The sequence below is a fragment of the Flavobacterium limnosediminis JC2902 genome (genome assembly GCF_000498535.1).
GTDB lineage: Bacteria > Bacteroidota > Bacteroidia > Flavobacteriales > Flavobacteriaceae > Flavobacterium > Flavobacterium limnosediminis.
The window spans coordinates 221,895-242,759 of the sequence record NZ_AVGG01000002.1 but is presented as its reverse complement, the minus strand read 5'-3'; the positions used below and the strand labels follow the sequence as shown (position 1 = coordinate 242,759).

The following is a 20,865-nucleotide window of genomic DNA, read 5'->3' as shown; positions in this document are numbered from 1 at the left end:
AATTTAAAGCTATGAGTTTATCCACTTTAAGTATAAAAAGACCTGTATTAACCATTGTGCTCAATCTGATGCTGATACTCTTCGGAATTATTGGCTATACTTTTTTGGGTGTGCGTGAATTTCCCTCGATTGATCCGGCACAAATTTCGGTGCAAACGAACTATTCCGGAGCGAACGCTGATATCATCGAATCTCAGATAACAGAGCCTTTGGAGAAAGCGGTCAATTCCATAGACGGAATCCGAAATATATCCTCCTCCAGCAGTCAGGGGCGAAGTAATATTACCATAGAATTCAATCTGGATAAAAATCTCGAGGAAGCCGCTAACGATGTTCGTGATAAAGTGTCGCAGGCAATTCGAAGTTTGCCTCAGGATATAGATGCGCCTCCGGTAGTTTCCAAAGCGGATGCCGACTCGGAGCCGATTATTACCATGACTGTTCAGAGTGATAACAAGAATGTATTGGAGCTTTCGGATTATGCCGATAATGTGCTGTCACAGCGTTTGCAAACCATACCGGGGGTGAGTAGTGTTCAGATTTGGGGACAACGGAAATATGCCATGCGTTTGTGGATCGATCCAGTTCGATTGGCGTCCTACGGTTGTACGGTAGCGGATGTGCGGGTAGCCCTGAACAAACAAAACGTCGAATTGCCTTCGGGTAAATTAACGGGTGCCAACACGGAACTTTCTGTAAAAACTATCGGGAATATTTCGACGGAAGAAGGGTTTAATAACATCATCATCAAAGCGGAAGGGGATAAAATTGTTCGTTTGAGCGATATCGGTAAAGCCTCTTTGGAAGCGGAGAACCTGGAAACAAAATTATCGGACTCCGGGCAGCCTATGGTGGGGTTGGCTATTATTCCGCAACCGGGAACCAATTATCTGGACATTGCCGAGAAATTCTACGAAAAATACGATCAGTTAAAAAAAGATTTACCCAAAGATTTTAAACTGAATATCGCAATCGATAACACGGTTTTTGTGAAGAAAGCGGTCCTGGAAGTAGCCGAAACATTACTGTTATCAATCATTCTGGTGGTATTGATTATTTATTTTTTCTTCAGGGATTGGGCGATTGCGTTCCGTCCGTTAATTGATATTCCGGTTTCCCTGATCGCCACTTTTTTCATCATGTATTTATGTGGATTTTCGGTAAATGTACTGACCTTATTGGCCATCGTACTGGCTACCGGTCTGGTGGTTGATGACGGAATTGTGGTAACCGAAAATATTTTCAAAAAAGTGGAAGAGGGGATGAATCCTATCGAAGCGGCCATAAAAGGTTCCAATGAAATTTTCTTCGCAGTAATTTCTATTTCCATAACCTTGGCGGCAGTTTTCTTGCCTGTAATTTTCCTTGAAGGTTTCGTGGGAAGGTTGTTCCGTGAATTCGGGGTAGTTATCGGAGCGGCGGTGCTGATATCGGCCTTTGTTTCGTTAACGCTTACACCGATGTTAAACGCGTACCTGATGAAAGGCGGTGAACAGAAAAAATCAAAGATTTACACTATAACGGAACCGTATTTTCAGAAAATGAATTCTACTTATGCAGAGGCATTGACAGGTTTTCTGAAGAAAAAATGGTTGAGTTTCATAATACTATTAGGTTGTTTCGGGTTGATTTACCTGTTTTTTACCATGTTGCAGAAGGAAACGGCTCCGTACGATGACCGAAGTTTTATCAGTGTAAACGTAACCGCTCCCGAAGGTGCTTCTTACGATTATATGGATAGGTTTATGAATGAATTAACCGAGTTGATCAACGATTCCATTCCTGAGAAAAAAGTGAGTCTGATTATTACCTCTCCAGGATTTGGTGCTTCGTCGGTAAATTCAGGAAGGGCCAGAATCGCATTGGTACAGCCGGAAGAAAGGGAGAAGTCGCAAAAAGCAATAGCAGAAGGTTTAACCAAATGGACAAAGCAATATTCCGAGGCAAAACTTAACGTTTCAGAATCGCCAACAATCGCCGTAAACCGAAGAGGTGGAATGCCGGTTCAGTTTGTGATTCAGGCACCGAATTTTAAAAAACTGGAGCAGAAAATTCCGCTGTTCATGGAAGAAGTCGAAAATGATCCTACGTTCTCCAATTCGGATGTCAATCTGAAATTCAATAAACCGGAAATTTATGTGACCATCGACAGGGAAAAGGCTCAAAGTCTCGGGGTTTCGGTTATTGATGTTGCACAAACCCTGCAGCTTTCATTGAGCGGACAGCGTTTTGGCTATTTCATGATGAATGGAAAACAATATCAGGTGATGGGACAATTCGACAAAAAAGACCGAAATGCTCCGATGGACCTGACCTCAATTTTTGTAAAAAGCAGCAGCGGGCAATTGATTCAGCTGGATAATTTGGTTACCGTGGAAGAGCAAAGCAGTCCGCCGCAATTGTATCACAATAACCGATATATGTCGGCCACGGTTTCTGCCGGTTTGGCTCCGGGGAAAAGTATCGGCGACGGAATTGACGCGATGGAGCGCATTAAAGAAAAGATTCTGGATGATACTTTTACAACCGATTTAAGTGGTGAATCACGCGATTTTCAGGAAAGCAGTTCGAATACTTCGTTTGCTTTCGGTTTGGCTTTGTTGCTGATATTTTTAATTTTAGCGGCACAGTTTGAAAGTTTTATAGACCCGTTTATTATTATTTTAACGGTACCGATGGCAGTGGCAGGAGCATTGTTTTCGCTTTGGCTGTTCGGTCAGACCTGGAATATTTTCAGTCAGATCGGAACGGTGATGTTAATTGGTCTGGTAACGAAGAACGGTATCCTGATTGTCGAATTTGCGAATCAGTTACGGGAACAGGGAAAACCGAAGTATCAGGCCATTATCGAAGCTTCCGAATCCCGTTTACGTCCTATTTTAATGACGAGTTTGGCAATTGCGTTAGGTGCTTTGCCTATCGCTTTGTCTCTTGGAGCTGCTTCTACAAGTAGAATCGGTATGGGGGTTGTTATTGTTGGCGGAACTTTGTTTTCCTTATTGCTGACCTTATTCGTGATTCCCGCAATTTACCTAATGTGGTCACGGGAAAAGAAACACCGACCGGAATTTGACAATTTAAATGAGTATGAAAAGGAATAATGATATGCTAAATAAAGTTTTGTTTCAAACGGTATTATGGCTAACTGTTGTATTTGCAGGTAATGCCCAGGAGGTGTTAACCGTTGACGCTGCGGTACAAATTGCGCTTAAAAACAATTATGATATTAAAATTGCTTCTAATGAGCTGGAAGTGAGTAGGGAAAATAAAAGTTTGGCCAACGCGGGAATGTTACCCCGGGTAGATGCGACACTGAATCAGAATAACAATATTCAGAATACCAAACAAACACAAGCAACGGGTGAAGTTCGGGAATTGGACAATGCCAAAAATAACAGCTTGGCTTACGGTGTAAATTTAGGTTGGACCGTTTTTGACGGTCTTAAAATGTTTGCACGTTACGACCAGTTAACTACCTTGGAAATGCAAGGGGAGGTACAGTTGAAAATGACGATTCTGACCAGAGTCAGTGATGTGATGACAACCTATTACGATCTGGTAAAACAGCAACAACTGATAAAAGCGTTGGATACGACGATTGTGATTTCCAGGCAGCGTTTAAAGATAGCTGAAAACCGATTTACGATAGGAAAAGCATCAAAATTGGAAGTGTTAAATGCAGAAGTGGATCTGAATCAGGATTTGTCGAACCTGCTGCTGCTGAAACAGTTTTATCAGAATTCTAAAATCAGTCTTAATGAACTTTTGGCGCGTGACATGACCATCGATTTTAATGTGGTGGAGGAAGTGAGTATCGATGATAAATTACAACTGACTGATTTGCAGACTTTGGTTGATCAGCAAAATCCGCAGTTGCAATTGGCTTTGATCAATAAAAGAGTTGCCGAACTAGATATGAAACAGGTGCGAGCCGAAAGATATCCCACAGTTCGATTGAGTTCTGGGTATAATTTCAATAGGTCGGAATCCAGTTTGGGGTTTGTGTCGCAGTCTTCAGGAAACGGATTCAATTACGGTGTTTCGGCTACGGTGAATGTTTTTAACGGGTTTCTTCAGAATAAAAATGAGAAAATAGCCAAGCTTCAGGTGGAGAATTCTTCCCTTTTTGCAGAGCAGCAAAAGCAAACGGTAAATTCACAACTGCACTCGACCTATCAAACTTATTTAACAAATGTGGAATTGGCGAAACTGGAAGAACATAATGAAGTAATTGCCAAAAAAAACCTTGATATAACTTTGGAAAAATTTAAAATAGGATCGATTCCGACGATTGAATTCAGAAATGCTCAGGAGAATTATATCAATGTTAAGGCAAGAAACAGCAGTGCTAAGTTTCAGGCTAAAATATCGGAAGTGATGTTACACGAAATCGCCGGAAATATCAAGTTCTAAACCATACCGATATTCGTCATCTATTTTGTAACTTTACGAAAGGAATTTATTTATAATCAAAACTTTACGATTATGAAACAGGATGTGCAAGTGTCAACCATTATGACTCAGAATGTAGTGAAGTTGAATTTAACCGACGATTTAACCAAGGCGGAAAGTCTGTTCAAAGAACATAAAATCCGTCATATTCCCGTAGTTAGTGACAATAAAATTCTGGGGATTTTGAGCTATACGGATTTGCTTCGCATTTCGTACGCTGAAGCAGCTGATGACGATGATGAAACGGTTGATGTGACAGTTTATAATATGTTTACTATTGGACAGGTGATGACCAGGAAAATAGTTACCGTTACACCGGGAACAACAATTAAAGAAACGGCTGAAATCCTGGCTACAAATGAATTTCATGCGGTACCGGTCTGCGAGGGCGATTTGCTGGTGGGAATTGTTACCACAACCGATTTGATCCGATATCTGCTTGATCAATACAATAGTTGAATATTAAAAAAGGCACTGATTTCAGTGCCTTTTATTTTATAGTGTCGTGATCTTTTTCAGATCTGCGGTAGTTTCAATCGGATTTTCGGCATTGAAAATATAGCTTCCGGCTACTAAAACATCAGCTCCGGCTTCAACGAGTTGTTTGGCGTTTTTATTGGTAACACCACCGTCGATTTCAATCAGGGTGTCCAGACCTTGATCGGTAATCATTTTTTTTAGTTTACGAACTTTGTTGTATGTTATCTCTTCAAATTTCTGTCCTCCAAATCCTGGGTTTATCGACATAATCAAGACCATGTAGCATTCCGGAAGTATGTCTTCCAAAACAGAAACCGGAGTGGATAAATTTAAAACCACACCAGCCTTACAACCTGCATTTTTTATTTGTGTTAGTGTGCGGTGCAAGTGAACGGTAGCTTCGTAGTGAACGGTAATGATATCGGCACCAATTTTAGCGAAAGTTTCAATGTATCTTTCCGGCTTTTCAATCATTAAGTGCACGTCCAAAGGTTTGGTCGCGTGCTTTTTGATGGCTTCTATGACCGGCATTCCATAGGAAATGTTTGGTACGAATTGGCCATCCATAACGTCGATGTGGAACCAATCGGCTTCACTTTTATTAATCATTTCGATGTCGCGTTGTAAATTGGCGAAATCTGCGGCAAGTACTGACGGAGCTATAATTGCTTGTTTACTCATGATATGTATGTAATGTTGTGTTGTTGGTGCAAAGATAGTATAAAAAGCAAAACTCCGGACACCCGAGCGTTTTAACGCGAACAGACTGGAGTTTTGATTAATAAAAAGCAAAACTCCGGTAATCAGCCGGAGTTTCAATCATCAATCAAAAAACGAACAGTTATTGAAACTGTTGTTATTTTCAATATTTTAAGGACTAAGTGTCAATTTTCAAGGTCGTAAAGTTAAAATAAACAATTTAAATTACAACTTTTTTTTGACATTTCAAACTATCCTAAGTAAGTTTTAAGAATTTTACTTCTTGAAGTGTGTTTTAATCTGCGAATTGCTTTCTCTTTAATCTGACGCACACGCTCACGGGTTAAGTCGAAAGTTTCTCCGATTTCTTCTAAAGTCATCGGATGCTGATCGCCTAAACCAAAATACAAACGAACCACATCGGCTTCTCTTGGAGTAAGTGTTTCTAAAGCTCTTTCAATTTCCGTACGTAACGATTCGTGTATTAACTCCCTGTCCGGATTCGGTGATTCACCGGAACGTAAAACGTCGTATAAATTAGAATCTTCACCTTCCACAAGCGGAGCATCCATTGATAAGTGACGACCGGAGTTTTTCATGCTCTCTTTTACGTCATTTACGGTCATGTCCAGCTCTTGTGCGATTTCTTCTGCTGAAGGAGCGCGTTCATTAGATTGCTCTAACAAAGCGTACATTTTATTAATTTTATTAATCGAACCAATTTTATTCAACGGTAAACGAACAATACGTGACTGTTCTGCTAATGCCTGAAGGATCGATTGACGGATCCACCATACGGCATACGAAATAAATTTAAATCCGCGGGTTTCATCGAAACGTTGTGCGGCTTTAATTAAACCCAGGTTACCTTCGTTAATCAAATCGGGTAAAGTTAATCCTTGATTCTGATACTGCTTGGCCACCGAAACAACGAAACGTAAGTTAGCTTTTGTTAACTTTTCTAACGCTCTTTGGTCTCCGGCTTTAATTCGCTGTGCTAATTCTACTTCTTCATCGGCAGTAATCAAATCAACTTTTCCAATTTCCTGAAGGTATTTGTCTAAGGAAGCAGTTTCACGGTTAGTAACCTGCTTGGTGATTTTAAGTTGTCTCATTTAAGAATCTCCTTGTCTTTTAAGTGTTCAGGTTGTTATACGTATATGTTTTCAAAAAAGTTACAGTGATTTGTAAAAAATAGCAGCTCTCCCGAAAAAAATTCCTGAAAGAGCTGCTAAAACAGAATAACTAACTCTATAATTTTCGGGTGGCTGTCCAGTTTCCCCTTTTGTGCATGGAGTCTTCCCAGATGCCGCTTAATTTATTGTTATTGATCGTTCCTGAGAAGTGACCACCTTCAAAAGTCCCATTGATTTTGGTGCCTTCAAAGGTGCCGTCCATATAGATGATTTCGGTTTCTCCTTTTTGTAAAGCAAGGCCCAGAATATACCCGTTTGATGTTGTGGCCAAATTAAATATGGAATTTTCGTCATTATCGAAGGTGCCTACATAGCATTTTATGTGTTCAAATGAATATTCTTTTAACAGTTGTACAAGGGCTTTGGGGTGTCCTTTGATGTTTAAATTGGTTATCGTGGGGTATTCACCGTCAGCCTGAACATTGAAATCAAAAGAAGAACTGGTGTTAAAAAATGTGAGGCTGGTAATGGCTTTCCCGTCATAGGCAGTTTCTGAAGTTTTAAAGTTGTACGTCACGCCTTCAATTACCATTTTTGCGGAAATCGAACCGCCATTGTAAATGTTAATGTATACCGTTCCTGTAGAACCAACAAAAATACCTTTGTATATTCCGTAGCTGCTATCATCATACTCCTCTAACGCTTCAGGTGAAGATGAAAGTTGCTCGTTTGCCGACGCGTCTGATGTTCCGTTATCGTTGTTGGAGCAGCTGAAAAAGGGTATCGATAAGATTAAAAGAAAAATAATTTTTTTCATGGTGCCCGATTTTAAATTTCACATAAAATTAAGAATTTAATTCGGGTTAAAAGGGGCGGCGTGTTTGTTAATCGACTAAATGTCAGGTATTTCGGTTCATTATTCTATGGTTATAAATTCTCTTATCGAAACGGCATTTCCATTATCCGTGAACCCTTCAATCGAAATTTGGAACTCTCCTTTTATATCCGATGCGAAAAAAGATAAAGTGGTTTCTTCCCCGGTTAAGATCACTTCTGGTTGCCATAACAATTGGTAACGGTAGTCCGGAATTCTTTCGGATTTTTTTTCGGAATAATCTGGATGGAAATATTTTTTTATGGTTTGTGGCCTGTTTAAAGTGACTGTTTTAATGAAGTCGCCCGAGGCTTTTGTTTCGTAGTCACTTTTTTTAGTGACGAAATTAATAACACCATTGAAAACTTTCGGACCGTAAACGTAGCCTTGGTTGACTAGACTGACCTTGTAAATGTTTTGCATGTCATATTCAAATAATTCATTTACATCCTGAAGCTGCAGACCGTCTATCATTACCAGAGATTCTCCGTAGGCTTCTCCCTGTCCGGTATAATCTCTCAGGTGAATGGAGTAGGTTTCCTTGCTTTTCTTGTGATATACTTCCTTTAGTATTTCGATAATCGTTTCCTTTAAGGTCGGGAACCGGTTATAGTCATCCAGTATGTATTCTTTTTGGAGCGGATGGAAAAAAGGAATTGTTTTAGTGGAATTGATCAGACTGTCTCTTTTCTTCAGATAGTAATTGTTCTCTATCTGATTGGCAATCGAACGGTTTTCAATGTCGCTTTTGTTTTTGGAATTCAAGCCTAGCGGATTGGCAGTCGTTAATGTTTTAAAATCAGGTTTCTCAGTTTCTTCAAGTGTTATCGTGTATTCGCTTCGGTCTTTTTCCGTTACCTGAATAACCGCATTTGAAGCCCCAGGATGTTCATCGAGAATGAAGTTAAATCTGCCCGATTCGTCGGTTTTTGCCATTTTGAATCCGAAATATTTTCCGGGAATGGAAAGCGAAACCACTTTGTCGTTAAGGTTCTTGGAACCGTCTTTTGCGGTAATCTTTCCCGATAGGATTTCACCCCGTAATTCAGGTAAGAAGCGACTTTTTTTCGCGTTTGAATTGTTTTTTGAAGCAACAGTATTCAGGAAATCAACTGAATTTGTCGGTTTGGCAATGGGCAGGCTGTCTGTTTTTCTGACCGAAACGGAAAAATTGCCTTTTAACCCATTTTCCAAAGCGGAATGGATTACAAGATTGATTTTTTCACGGGTTACATATTTGGATTTATCCGTTTTTACGGTAAGCAGATTGTTGTTCGCTTTTGTCGTTTCCTCTTTTTGCACGGTTTGTAAATCATCGGTTTGTGTATTATTAGCGAAAGCTTTTTTGTCAGTTTCAGTCAAATCATTTCTTTCGAACGGATTTATAATGAAAACATCGGTTTGGTAAACTCCGTTTCCGGTTTTATTGAGTGTCCAATTGGTGTAAGTGATAAGCTTGTAGTTTCCGGTTTTTAAAGTTGTTGTAATGAAGAAATCGCCCTGTCCAGTCCCGTTTTTCAAATTGATTTTTTGTGTCATGACACTGTTGTTTTGGCTGTCGAGCATTTCGACATATCCGATTTTGCTTACCGTACTGAACGTTTTGTTGTGTGGATTTATAGCATAAACCTTAAATAAAAGGGTTTCTCCGGAAAGTAATGTCGTTGTGTTACAATGCAGATATAGGGACTCTTCAATTGAGTTGATTTGACTTATTGATGTTGGGATGCTCTGACCAAGAACAAGGTTGTTGGTAGCAAACAAGAGGATGAGGATGCTGATTATTTTTTTCATTGCCAAAAGGGAGGTACTATGTTAGATGCAAACGTGGTACAATCGCCACAAGCGGGTTTAACCATGTAAAAGGTGGGGAAGGCTTCTCTGTAAAAAAGCAAAGTATTCCTCCTAATGGCTGATCTCAATGTTAATCCCGGCCCTCCTGTTCCGCAAGGATACTCCGGTGTAGGATGAGGATTAGTGCCAAAATCCATGCTGTTAAATACTTGCTCGGTACAGTCCCACGGGTAAGATGGTAGTAGCGTATCAGGGAAGATATCATGGAAATTGAAAAAGATTCTTTTTGATGACACTGAAGCCACTTCGAAAAATCCGATGACTTTTTCTTTAGGATTGGAAACGGACTTAATATTGCCATTAATAAATCCAGGCTGTTTGGGTGATAAAAGGCTTTCGGAACCTGACATGTCTTTCATTGTTTTGTAAAAAGTATAGGCTTCTAAAGTCTGCACATATTGCTTTACCAAAATACTGTAGCGTTCAGCAATAGTGTAATCGGTGTTCGCGATAAAGCGTACCGGGAAATTGGTTACCCTGTCTTCATTTAAGGAAACGGTGGAAGTGAGTAGAATTTCGATGGAATTTTTAGTTGTAAAGCAAACCTTTGACTCTCCAGTCCTCAATTCAAAACCAATGGTTTCAAATCCCGGAAATTCTGTTCCTTCGCATATTCTCGGATATGCTAATAATATGGTTTTGAAGCGGTTCCATTTTGGTGCGGTCACTTTTGAAGTTTCTTCATATTCGTAGCGATAATATTTGGAAGTTCCTGTAGGATCGTAGCTGTTTACTCCAATCTCGACTCCGGTTTGATTGTCTTTGGAAACAACAGTTGTACTCAGATTTTCTATTTCTGTTACCGTAGTCAGGGTTTCTTTTGCAGAGGAATATTCCCTTCCGTCAGCCGTGTTAATGAACAATTGGTATTGTCTTTCGGGAAGTGCCTGAAATTCGATTGTTGATTCATACACATTGTTCTGCTCAGCGAATTCATATTGGTTGCCCAAATCGTCTTCCACGTAGACATCGGCTCCTGATTCGAAAGTGGGGCCGTTTTCTTCCAGTCTATAGGTTTTGCTGATTTTAATTTGTTGTTTTTTTAATTCATTGGTAATTGTAGCTTCAATTACGTATGCTTCTTCAAACGTTTCGGTTTGTATCTGATAGGGTTCGGTACAGCTAACGATGCTCGTGAAAAGCAGAAGGGCTGTAATGAATTTAAGGATGAGTGCTGTTTTCATTTTTCGTCGTTTTTTAATTAAAACTTGAAATTATAACTGATTGTCGGTACCGGAACGGAAAAGATCGAGGTTTTGTAGGCCTTAATTTCACCATTCTTGGTTACAAAGAACACCGAATACGGATTGTTCCTTCCCAAAACATTATAAACGGATATGTTCCAGAAACTGTGAGCCAGTTTTTTTATTTTGTGGTTTCCTTCAATGTTTACCCCGATATCCAAGCGGTAATAATCCGGAATCCGGAATTTGTTTCGGTCACTGTAAAGCGTATATTCTGCGTTTGCGTAGGTGTATTTTCCAACAGGGTAAGTGATAGGTCTTCCCGTCTGGTAAATAAAATTGGTTGAAATGCTGTATCGTTTTGTGAATTTGTAATTTAAGACAGCGCTCAGATCATGCGGTTTGTCATAATTCGCAGGGAAATATTCTCCGTTGTTTACTTTATCACTTTCAAATTCGCTGTCCAGTTTTATAAAGGTACGGGAGTAGGTATATCCCAGCCAGCCGTTTAGTTTGCCGGAATTTTTCTTTAGCAGAAATTCAACCCCATAGGCTTTTCCTTTTCCTTTTAAAAGTTCGGTTTCAATGTTTTCATTCAGCAATAGATCGGCTCCGACACGGTAATCCAACAGGTTGTTTGTTTTTTTGATGTATCCCTCCAAACTTACTTCAAAATCATCTTCGGTAAAATTTTTATACAACCCTAATGAAAATTGATCGGCATCCTGAGGGGCGATGTTCAAATCGGATAGTTTCCAGGTGTCCGTCGGTGATTGTGTGGTGTTACTGGAAAGCAAATGTATGTACTGATAGGTTTTGTCATAACTTGCTTTTACCGATAACCTGCTGGTAATAAAAAAACGGGCGGAAAGTCTCGGTTCGAAACCATTGTAGGTCTTTATAATCTCATTGTTTCCGTATTCTTTGGTTTCAACAACGGTCGCATCAGTGATGGGAGCGCCCTGATCGTAGACTCTTTGTGTTGCACTTCCCAAGGCAGCATAAAAAGAATAGCGTATCCCGGCACTGATTAAAAGCTTTTCCGATACTTTATAAGCATCGGACAGGTAAATTCCCGATTCCAAAGCTTTCTCTTTATCTATGTTTACCGGGGTTAATACTGTTTCCTGACCGGTCGGATTAAGATACCCGGGTTCAATCATGTACAGCTTTGTGGTAACTCCGTAACTTATTTTGTGTTGGTCGTTCAATGCATAACCGAACTTGAACTGAAGATGGTTTTCGTTAATCTTATAGCCGAAATCAAACGATTTTGTGATATCACTTTCTTTGTCGTATTCGATGTTGAATTTGTACTGGCTGTTTGAAAACAACAGGGCTGCTTTGTGTTTTGCATTGAATATGTGTCCCCATTTTAATGAAAACAGGCGGTTATTGTATTTGTATAATGAGTCGGATGAAACGCTGAACTTGTCATGACTGTAGTAAGCAGTTGCTTCGATGTCGTTTTTTGCGTTTAATTTGTGACTGTATTTCAGGACGCCATCATAAAAGGCAGCTTCACTGTTTTGCAGGGATTTTTCATCCAGCGTTTTTAAGATCCAATCGGAATACGTAGCCCTTACGCCAACGAGTAGACTCGATTTTTCTTTAACGATAGGGGTGCTAACGGTAAGATTGCTCGTTACCGGGCCGATACCGCCTTCTCCGGATAATTTGGTCACATTTCCGTTTTTGGTTTTGATGTCGAAAACAGAAGCGAGTCGTCCTCCGAATTCCGCCGGAATGCTTCCTTTGTAAATGTCGGCACTTCCGATTGTGAACGGATTAATGGCCGAAAAGAAGCCGAAGAAATGCGCAGGGTTATAAATAACGCCATTGTCAAGAAGAACCAGGTTTTGATCGGTCTTTCCTCCCCTTACGTTAAATCCTGCGGAACCTTCACCTGCAGTTTTTATCCCCGGTATGGTGGTGGCGACTTTGAAAATGTCCCTTTCGCCCAATACCATCGGAATGTTTTTCATGCCTTCCACATCGATGGACGTTACGCCGGTGTTGGCACTTTTCAGGGTTTCGCTTTTCTTACCCTTTACGATTACTTCTTTAAGTTGATTGATGTTTTCAGAAACTGACAAATCCATTTTACCATTGTTGTACAGGACTACTTTGCGGATTTCTTTTCCGTACAGGAAGTTATCGGTTTCGATGATGTTTAATCCCTCGGGTAATGTTATGGTGTAGAATCCCTGTGTATCCGTAATGGCCGTGGCTTCGTTGTTTTTTGTTCGAATGATTACTTCAGCAACCGGTTTTCCTGTTTTAGCCTCTTTTACATAGCCGGACAACTGAAAGGTTTTCCCTTTTGAAGTTTTATTTTCTTTACCGATATAATTGACTTTAGCATCTTTTTTCTTATCCTGTTCAGTAAGTTCTTTTTGAAACAAGGGGACTCCCTGGATAACGATTGTGTTATTGTCTTGTGTTTTGGTTTTATCGGTGTTAAAATAATTCTCGGGTAATTTGTCATAAATCACACTGTTTTTTGTCAGAATTATTTTTTTATCAGAAACATAATAATTCAGAGCGGTATTCTGAAATATTGTGTTCAATGCGGTTTCCAAAGTAACATCAGTCAATTGCATAGTAACCGGTTCCGGGTAATTTCTTATCCAGTCTTCGTCAAAATAAAAGGTGTAGCCGGATTCCTGTTCAATGGTTTCTATCACTTTTTCAAGTGGAACAGCATTGAGGGTAAATGAAAATTTCTTTTCTTCAACCTGAGCAACCGCAATTTGATGTAAGAGTGTAATTAATAGCGTAAAAAGAATCTTTTTCATTGGGTTAGTCAGCGTAGTTTTCCGTTGCATTATTGAGGTAGGTCATCAATTTTTCATAAAACAGCGGTTCGTCTGTTTTTAGTAATTTTTTTGAGGAGAAATAGAAATCGTTTATCTTTCTTTTGTATTCCGGGAACAGTTTGATAATGTCTTTTTTTGTGCTTATTTTATGAAAATTCCCTTCTTTCTTGATAAAGTATTCGTAATTGTCGTCAAATTCGTGAAATACCGATGAGCCTTTCAGCACCTCTCTTTTGTCTCTGTGGTGTCTGATGTAAAAAATGAACTTTTTTCCCAATACATTTTCTTCATAATACCCCGTTTTCAGTTGTGCTAAAGGAAGAGAAAGACTGTGCAGATAAACGAATTTTTTATTGTTGATACTGAAAGATGTTACTTTATCCTGAATCAAATTCAGGCTGACGGCATCTGATGCCTGGGGGCGGTAAATAATTGCGTCTTTATAGATGTCGTATTTAATGGCTACATCGTAGTAATTTTGGTTGTTGTAGGTAACGGTGCCGGCTTCGAACTTGTCGGTAGGGTAATAGCGGTGTTTGTTGTTTAAAATCCGGAATTCATTTATATGTATGGTGCCGTTATTGATCTCCAGGCTTTCCTTCCCGATGGCCAGATCAAAAGATTTTGACAATGTTTCTTCAGAAGTTTGGGCTTGTGTGTAATTCAAGACCCAGAAAAATATAATAGGGAGGATTAAACCTTTACGGTTAAATGCCTTTTGTTTGGTTTTCATCTAAAAATATACCTTTTGTAAATACTGGATAATTCTTACGCAAGGATAAAGAAAAATTTTGTACGAAAATGTTAAAAGTTAAAATATTTTAGAAAAATCTTACTTTTAAATTAACAAAAAAGAAAATCCCTGTTTCAAAAAAATGAAACAGGGATTCCTATGAATTAATTTTAATAAAAAATTAACCTTGTTGTTTAGGAGCTTCTTTTTTCTCCTCACGTGGAGGTCTCGGCAATAATGCCTTCTTAGAAACTTTCTCTTTTCTTGTTTTCGGATCTACGCCAAGGTATTTTACCATGAAGACATCGCCCATTTTAACCACATCGGCAACGTTTTCGGTACGTTCCCATGCCAATTCCGATACGTGAAGTAATACCTCATTTCCTGGTGCTGCCGTATATTCCACAACCGCTCCGAAATCAAGCATTTTGATTACTTTTACTTCGTATGATTCACCCATTACAGGCTTGAAAATGATAGAGTCGATTTTGGCCAATACCGCTGCAATTCCATCAGGATTTGTTCCTAAAATTTCAACAACACCTTGCTCGTCTACTTCGTTAATAACAATAGTAGTTCCCGTAGCTTTTTGTAATTCCTGGATAACTTTTCCACCCGGACCGATTAAGGCTCCGATGAAGTTTCCTGGAATAGTACGTGTGATGATTTTTGGAGCGTGTTTCTTAACATCAACTCTTGGTGTGGCAATTGTTTCGGTAATTTTACCTAAAATATGTAAACGACCGTCGCGAGCCTGACCTAAGGCTTGTTCCATAATGTCATAACGTAAACCATCAATTTTGATGTCCATTTGACAAGCGGTGATTCCATCTGCAGTACCGGTAACTTTAAAGTCCATATCTCCCAAGTGATCTTCATCACCTAAAATATCTGACAATACAGCGAATTTTTGTCCGTCTGTGATCAGTCCCATAGCAATTCCGGAAACTGGTTTTGTCATTTGAACTCCGGCATCCATTAACGCCATTGTACCGGCACAAACCGTTGCCATTGAAGAAGAACCGTTAGATTCCAATACTTCAGAAACAATACGGATTGTATAAGGGCAATCAGCAGGAATCATGTTTTTCAAAGCACGTTGTGCCAAGTTTCCGTGACCTACCTCTCTACGTGAAGTTCCTCTTAAAGGTTTTGCTTCACCCGTTGAGAATGGAGGGAAGTTATAGTGTAAATAGAAACGTTCTTCACCTTGTTCTGAAGGAGAGTCGATTTGGTTTGCTTCTCTTGAAGTTCCCAAAGTAACCGTAGCTAATGCTTGTGTTTCTCCTCTTGTGAATAAAGACGAACCGTGTACAGAAGGTAAATAATCTGTTTCACACCAGATAGGTCTGATTTCGGTTGTTTTTCTTCCGTCCAAACGCAGACCTAATTCAAGGATTACGTTACGAACTGCTTCTTTATTGGTTTTGGAAAAATATTTCGATACCAAATCTCCGTTTTCAGCTAATTCTTCTTCTGTGAATAAAGCTTTAACTTCTTCTTTTACGGCAGCGAATTTTTCACTTCTTTCGCTTTTTCCAGAAGCTTCTTTCGCAATTGCATAGCATTTGTCGTAAGCGGCAGCTTTTACTTTAGCGTAAATGGTCTCATCTTCTTTTTCGCCTTCATATTCTCGGTATGCAGGAGTTCCGACAGCGGCTCTTAAGCGCTCTTGTGCCTGAATCTGAACTTTGATGGCTTCGTGTGCGAATTTGATTGCTTCCACCATTTCGGCTTCTGAGATTTCTTTCATCTCACCTTCCACCATGGCGACAGAATCCATAGAAGCACCAATCATCATATCGATGTCGGATAGCTCCAATTCTTCTCTGCTCGGGTTGATTACAAATTTACCGTCGATACGCGCTACACGCACTTCCGAAATTAAATTGTAAAAAGGAATGTCTGAAACTGCTAATGCGGCAGATGCTGCTAAACCAGCCAATGCATCTGGCATGATGTTCTCGTCATGCGACATCAACTGAATCATCACCTGTGTTTCCGCATGATAATCGTCTGGGAAAAGCGGGCGTAACACGCGGTCCACAAGACGCATGGTTAATACTTCGCTGTCACTCGGACGTGCTTCTCTTTTGAAGAAACCACCCGGGAAACGACCTGCGGCAGCAAATTTTTCACGGTAATCTACTGTTAACGGTAAAAAATCTACGCCCGGATTTGAAGTTCTGGCAGAAACAGCAGTTGCAAGTAACATGGCGTCGCCCATACGAACAACTACTGAGCCGTCAGCTTGTTTGGCTAATTTCCCTGTTTCGATTGAGATGCTTCTTCCATCTCCTAAATCGATAATTTCTTGGAATACTTTAGGAATCATAAAATGTAATTCTTAATTAAACAATGGGTCTTAGTTGTGTTGTTGTTGTGTTGTTGTAGTTGTCTAATACCCAATGAAAAACCAAACTTTTTCTGTTAAAATATACAAAACAAAAAGAGGCGCGCGGGCACCTCTTTCTTCTGATTATTTTCTGATGTTTAATTCTTTGATAATCGCACGATATCTGTTGATATCTTTTTTCTTTAAGTAGTCAAGAAGGCTTCTTCTTTTTCCTACTAATAAAACCAATGAGCGCTCAGTGTTGTAATCATGACGATTTTTTTTCAAGTGCTCAGTCAAGTGTGAAATTCTGAAAGTGAATAACGCGATTTGACCTTCTGCAGAACCAGTGTTAGCTGCTGCGCCTCCGTGTTTAGCGAAGATGTCTGATTTAACTTCTTTAGTTAAGTACATGCAAATATTCTTTAAATGATTATTATGTAACGAAATAGGACTATCCTAAAACGTGGCGCAAAAATAGAAAATAATTATTAATTATAAATCACAAATTGTGAATTTTTTTAAAAAACGACTTAAAAAAGTTTTGCAACCTCTTGATTAACAAACTCTAAAAAAAGTTCGTCGGCTTTTGTGAAGGGATCAATGACATGACTGTCGATGTCAATCTGTCCAATATTTTTTCCGTTCACAAAAAGAGGAACCACGATTTCGGATTTTACCGTAAAACTGCAGGCAATGTAGTTGTCCTGTGCCGAGACGTCGGGAACAACGAAATTCTCGTTGGAAACCGCCACCTGACCGCAAATCCCTTTTCCGAACGGAATAACGGTATGGTCGGTTTCGGCACCAACATAAGGTCCGAGATGCAGTGTCCTGGTTTCGTGATCGGCAAAATAAAAACCTACCCAGTCATAATAACTGATATTGTTGCTTAACAGCTGGCATAGATTTTTTAATTTTTCATCACGTGAAACATCACTCTGAGACAATAGTCCGATAACTTTTGGTTGTAATTCCTGAAAGGTCATGTTTTTTTGTTTTATGCAAAAGTATTTAATTGCGCTGTCTTTATTTTTATATTTTTGTTAAAATCATTCCAGTGAGAAAGCTCTTTTTGCAATACAAACCTTTTTTTGTTTTTCTGGCAAAGTTTTTCTTTTCGTATTTGCTGATGACTTTTGTTTATAAAGGTTATCTGGATAGCTACAGGTCAATTGGGGCAGATGAAATCACGAAAGTCGTTGCTCGGAACACGGAAGTTGTGTTGCAGTTTTTTAATGAAGATTCGTATACAATCGAAGATAAACCGGGCCAGTTTGTCCAACTCTATTATAAAAACAAATATATTGCCCGTGTTATCGAAGGATGCAATGCGGTAAGCATTATGATTCTTTTTACCGCTTTTATAGTTGCCTTTTCCTCCAAATGGATCAAAACGATTTCTTATATCCTGGCAGGTTGTCTGATTATTCATGTGCTGAATGTGTTTCGGATTGTGTTTCTGGCAATGCTGTTATACGATTTTCCGGAATATGAGCATCTGCTTCACGGCGTTATTTTTCCGTTATTTATTTATGCCGTAGTTTTTATTTTGTGGGTTTTGTGGATTCAAAAATTTTCAGGTTATGCTCAAAGAAATCCGAAGAAATAAAACCAAATTCATTTGGGTTCTTGTTTTAGTTTTGCTCTTGGCGATGGTTCGTCTGTTGGAACAAAATTTGTTTTACGACCCTTTTCTTTTATTTTTCAAAGCCGAATTTCAAAACGCAATGTTACCCGACTATAAGTCCGTTCCGTTGTTTTTTGGATTGTTTTTGCGTTATTTTCTGAATTCGGCACTTTCGGTTGCAGTAATTTATGTTGTGTTCAGGGATGTCGCGCTTACAAAATTTGCAACCATTCTGTATCTAATTTTCTTTGTGGTACTGATTGTGATGTTCTTCGGGACCCTGAACTTTTCCGAAAAACCCGATTACATGCTGCTGTTTTATATAAGGCGTTTTCTGATTCAGCCTTTGTTTTTGGTAATCTTTCTTCCCGCATTTTATTATCAGAAAAAAAACAGCTGAAAAAAAATCGTACCTTTATGCAAAGGTCTGAAATTATGAAAGTTGTAAAACAATCTGGGGAAATCGTATATTTCGATAAAGAAAAACTAAGACGTTCACTACAGGATTCAGGTGCTAAAAAAGAGAGAATCGATGAAATTCTCGAAAGTATTGAAAGTGAAATTTATGACGGCATGCCCACGCGCAAGATTTATAAACTGGCATTTCAGATGCTTAAAAAATCTTCAAAAGTGCAAGCGGCCCGCTATAATCTGAAATCGGCGATTCAATTGTTGGGGCCCGCAGGTTTTTTCTTTGAAGAATTCATTGCACTGCTCTTCGCTTCAGAAGGCTGTCAAACCAAAGTTAATCTTATTCTTGACGGGCGGTGTGTTTCTCATGAACTGGATGTTCTCATCAAAAAGAACAATACGGTTGCCATGATCGAATGTAAATTTCACAGCAACAATGATGTGAAATCAGACGTTAAAATTCCGATGTATATTTTATCGCGATTTAATGATCTCAGGGAAAACCGATACGATTTGTTTACCCGAAACGACCAGATTTCGGAGTGTATCGTGATTACAAATAACCGATTTACTTCCGAAGCCCTTCAGTTTGGTATTTGTTCCGGACTAAAAATGATCAGTTGGGACTATCCTTCAAAAGAAAGTTTAAAATTCCGCATCAATCAAAAAGGATTGTTTCCGCTAACGTGCCTCACTAGTTTAACACAGGTTGAGAAGGAAATGCTGCTCTCAAAAAAAATGCTTTTGGCTAGGGAACTGATCAAAGGCATAGATATTTTGAATCAAATGGGTATTAATCGAAACCGAATTAAAAACATTATCAGGGAAGCTTCCGATTTGTGTGATTAATTCTTTAAAATCTTCCGAAAATGAAAATACAGTTTTTAGGAGCGGCCGGAACGGTAACCGGTTCCAAAACCTTAATCGAATCAAAAGGAATTCGCATTCTAATCGATTGTGGCTTGTTTCAGGGCAACAAAGAAATGCGGCAACACAATTGGGAACCGCTGCCGGTTTTGCCCTCGACCATCGATTTTGTGTTGCTCACCCACGGCCATCTCGATCATTGTGGCTGGCTCCCGCTGTTAGTCAAGCAGGGTTTTGAAGGCAAGATTTTCTGCACCAGTCCGACAAAAGCAATTTCGAGGCTGATTCTGATGGACAGTGCCAAAATTCAGGAGGAAGAGGCAGAAAAGGCCAATCAGGAACATTATTCCAAACACATACCGGCCGAACCTTTATATACGGTAAAACAGGCTGAGGAAGTCGTGCCGTTTTTCAGAGTGATTAATGTGGATACGGTTTTCGATCTGGATGCCGAAATTTCCGCGTGCTACTTTTCTGCCGGACATATTTTAGGGGCTTGTTCCATTGAATTGACTATCGAAGGTAAAAAATTAGTTTTTTCAGGAGACATTGGAAGGGATAACGACGATCTAATGTACGCTCCGGAAAAGCCAAAAACAGCGGACTATGTTTTTCTGGAAAGTACGTATGGTGATAAACTTCATCCTGATAATGATCCTAGAGAAGAATTAAAACAACACATCAACGAAGCTTTTGAAAAAGGAGGGAATGTGGTGATTCCGAGTTTTGCCGTGGAACGCGCGCAGGCCATCATGTACCTTATCTGGCAACTTAAAAAAGCAGGTGAAATTCCGGATATGCCTTACATCATCGATACGCCGATGGGAATTAAAGTCATCGATATTTTTGAGGATAACAAAGAATGGCACAAATTAAAACTGGAGGATTGCCGGGAAATGTGTGCGATTTTTTCAATGATAACCGAATATGAAGACACCATTGCCGCTATTTATGACGATCAGCCTAAAGTGGTAATTGCGGCAAGCGGAATGATTACCGGCGGTCGTGTTCTGAGTTATCTGGAACGGTATATCATCCGTCCGGAAACCACGGTGATTATTGTCGGTTTTCAGGCAGAAGGTACCCGCGGAAGAAAATTGCTAGACGGCGAAAAAGAAATCAAAATGTATGGAAAATATTATCCGGTAGCGGCTAAAATTGTTGAAATAGAAGGGCTTTCGGCACACGGTGATCAGGATGATCTGCTAAACTGGCTTTCCCAACTCGACGAAAAACCCAAAACGGTTTTCCTGGTTCATGGCGAAACCGAAGCATTGGTTGCCCTGAGAGACAAAATCGAAACCAGATACGACGTAAATTGCGAGATTCCCTATCAGGGTCAGATAGTTGAAATCAATTAACAGTAATTTTTGTTTTGAAATTCAAAAAAA

17 protein-coding genes are annotated in these 20,865 nt (G+C 39.5%); 7 read left to right on the top strand and 10 right to left on the bottom strand.

Annotated features, from left to right (window positions below):
• Nucleotides 1–11: 11 nt before the first annotated feature.
• The 3 genes from FLJC2902T_RS03825 to FLJC2902T_RS03815 all read left to right on the top strand — a co-directional run bounded on the left by FLJC2902T_RS03825 (nt 12) and on the right by FLJC2902T_RS03815 (nt 4,911).
• Nucleotides 12–3,101, top strand: coding sequence for an efflux RND transporter permease subunit (locus FLJC2902T_RS03825; RefSeq protein WP_023578460.1), 3,090 nt, complete (start codon nt 12–14; stop codon nt 3,099–3,101).
• Nucleotides 3,088–4,413, top strand: a complete 1,326-nt coding sequence (locus FLJC2902T_RS03820) for a TolC family protein (protein ID WP_245594741.1) — start codon at nt 3,088–3,090, stop codon at nt 4,411–4,413. Before FLJC2902T_RS03825 ends, FLJC2902T_RS03820 begins: the two co-directional genes overlap by 14 nt.
• 72 nt (nt 4,414–4,485) lie before the next feature.
• Nucleotides 4,486–4,911, top strand: coding sequence for a CBS domain-containing protein (locus FLJC2902T_RS03815; RefSeq protein ID WP_023578458.1), 426 nt, complete (start codon nt 4,486–4,488; stop codon nt 4,909–4,911).
• Between the two features lie 36 nt (nt 4,912–4,947).
• Here FLJC2902T_RS03815 and rpe read toward each other — a convergent pair whose 3' ends face one another.
• From rpe to FLJC2902T_RS03765, 10 genes are all read right to left on the bottom strand, one after another.
• Nucleotides 4,948–5,613 carry a ribulose-phosphate 3-epimerase gene (rpe, locus tag FLJC2902T_RS03810; RefSeq protein WP_035677063.1) on the bottom strand — a complete coding sequence of 222 codons (666 nt, stop codon included), beginning with the start codon at nt 5,611–5,613 and terminating at the stop codon, nt 4,948–4,950.
• 269 nt (nt 5,614–5,882) lie between these two features.
• Nucleotides 5,883–6,746: a sigma-70 family RNA polymerase sigma factor gene (locus tag FLJC2902T_RS03805; RefSeq protein ID WP_023573483.1), complete on the bottom strand. Its 864-nt coding sequence runs from the start codon at nt 6,744–6,746 to the stop codon at nt 5,883–5,885.
• 136 nt (nt 6,747–6,882) lie between these two features.
• On the bottom strand, nt 6,883–7,584 hold the full coding sequence (locus tag FLJC2902T_RS03800) for a hypothetical protein (RefSeq protein ID WP_023578456.1): 702 nt from the start codon (nt 7,582–7,584) through the stop codon (nt 6,883–6,885).
• Between the two features lie 99 nt (nt 7,585–7,683).
• Nucleotides 7,684–9,435 (bottom strand): hypothetical protein, encoded by a 1,752-nt coding sequence (locus FLJC2902T_RS03795; RefSeq protein WP_023578455.1) that lies wholly within the window; start codon nt 9,433–9,435, stop codon nt 7,684–7,686.
• Nucleotides 9,432–10,679, bottom strand: coding sequence for a DUF4249 domain-containing protein (locus tag FLJC2902T_RS03790; protein WP_035677060.1), 1,248 nt, complete (start codon nt 10,677–10,679; stop codon nt 9,432–9,434). The genes FLJC2902T_RS03795 and FLJC2902T_RS03790 overlap by 4 nt, the downstream gene beginning before the upstream one ends.
• Before the next feature lie 17 nt (nt 10,680–10,696).
• The gene (locus tag FLJC2902T_RS03785) at nt 10,697–13,477 is read right to left on the bottom strand and encodes a TonB-dependent receptor (RefSeq protein ID WP_023578454.1); all 2,781 of its coding nucleotides are present in this window, start codon (nt 13,475–13,477) and stop codon (nt 10,697–10,699) included.
• Between the two features lie 4 nt (nt 13,478–13,481).
• Complete coding sequence (locus tag FLJC2902T_RS03780) at nt 13,482–14,231, bottom strand: hypothetical protein (protein WP_023578453.1); 750 nt, start codon at nt 14,229–14,231, stop codon at nt 13,482–13,484.
• Nucleotides 14,232–14,412: 181 nt separating this feature from the next.
• Nucleotides 14,413–16,566 (bottom strand): polyribonucleotide nucleotidyltransferase, encoded by a 2,154-nt coding sequence (locus FLJC2902T_RS03775; RefSeq protein ID WP_023578452.1) that lies wholly within the window; start codon nt 16,564–16,566, stop codon nt 14,413–14,415.
• 144 nt (nt 16,567–16,710) lie between these two features.
• Nucleotides 16,711–16,980, bottom strand: a complete 270-nt coding sequence (gene rpsO, locus FLJC2902T_RS03770) for a 30S ribosomal protein S15 (RefSeq protein WP_023578451.1) — start codon at nt 16,978–16,980, stop codon at nt 16,711–16,713.
• Nucleotides 16,981–17,099: 119 nt separating this feature from the next.
• Complete coding sequence (locus tag FLJC2902T_RS03765) at nt 17,100–17,555, bottom strand: GAF domain-containing protein (RefSeq protein ID WP_023578450.1); 456 nt, start codon at nt 17,553–17,555, stop codon at nt 17,100–17,102.
• A 71-nt stretch (nt 17,556–17,626) separates the two neighbouring features.
• Here FLJC2902T_RS03765 and xrtF point away from each other — a divergent pair, with 71 nt between their 5' ends.
• Genes xrtF through FLJC2902T_RS03745 form a run of 4 tightly spaced genes read left to right on the top strand, consistent with a single transcriptional unit; the run spans nt 17,627 to nt 20,835 of the window.
• A complete protein-coding gene (gene xrtF / locus FLJC2902T_RS03760; RefSeq protein ID WP_023578449.1) occupies nt 17,627–18,178 on the top strand; it encodes an exosortase family protein XrtF in 552 nt (183 codons plus the stop codon).
• Nucleotides 18,153–18,596, top strand: coding sequence for an exosortase F system-associated membrane protein (locus tag FLJC2902T_RS03755; protein WP_035677057.1), 444 nt, complete (start codon nt 18,153–18,155; stop codon nt 18,594–18,596). Before xrtF ends, FLJC2902T_RS03755 begins: the two co-directional genes overlap by 26 nt.
• 35 nt (nt 18,597–18,631) lie before the next feature.
• Nucleotides 18,632–19,456 carry an ATP cone domain-containing protein gene (locus FLJC2902T_RS03750; RefSeq protein ID WP_023578448.1) on the top strand — a complete coding sequence of 275 codons (825 nt, stop codon included), beginning with the start codon at nt 18,632–18,634 and terminating at the stop codon, nt 19,454–19,456.
• A gap of 20 nt (nt 19,457–19,476) precedes the next feature.
• A complete protein-coding gene (locus tag FLJC2902T_RS03745) occupies nt 19,477–20,835 on the top strand; it encodes an MBL fold metallo-hydrolase RNA specificity domain-containing protein (protein ID WP_023578447.1) in 1,359 nt (452 codons plus the stop codon).
• Nucleotides 20,836–20,865 lie beyond the last annotated feature (30 nt).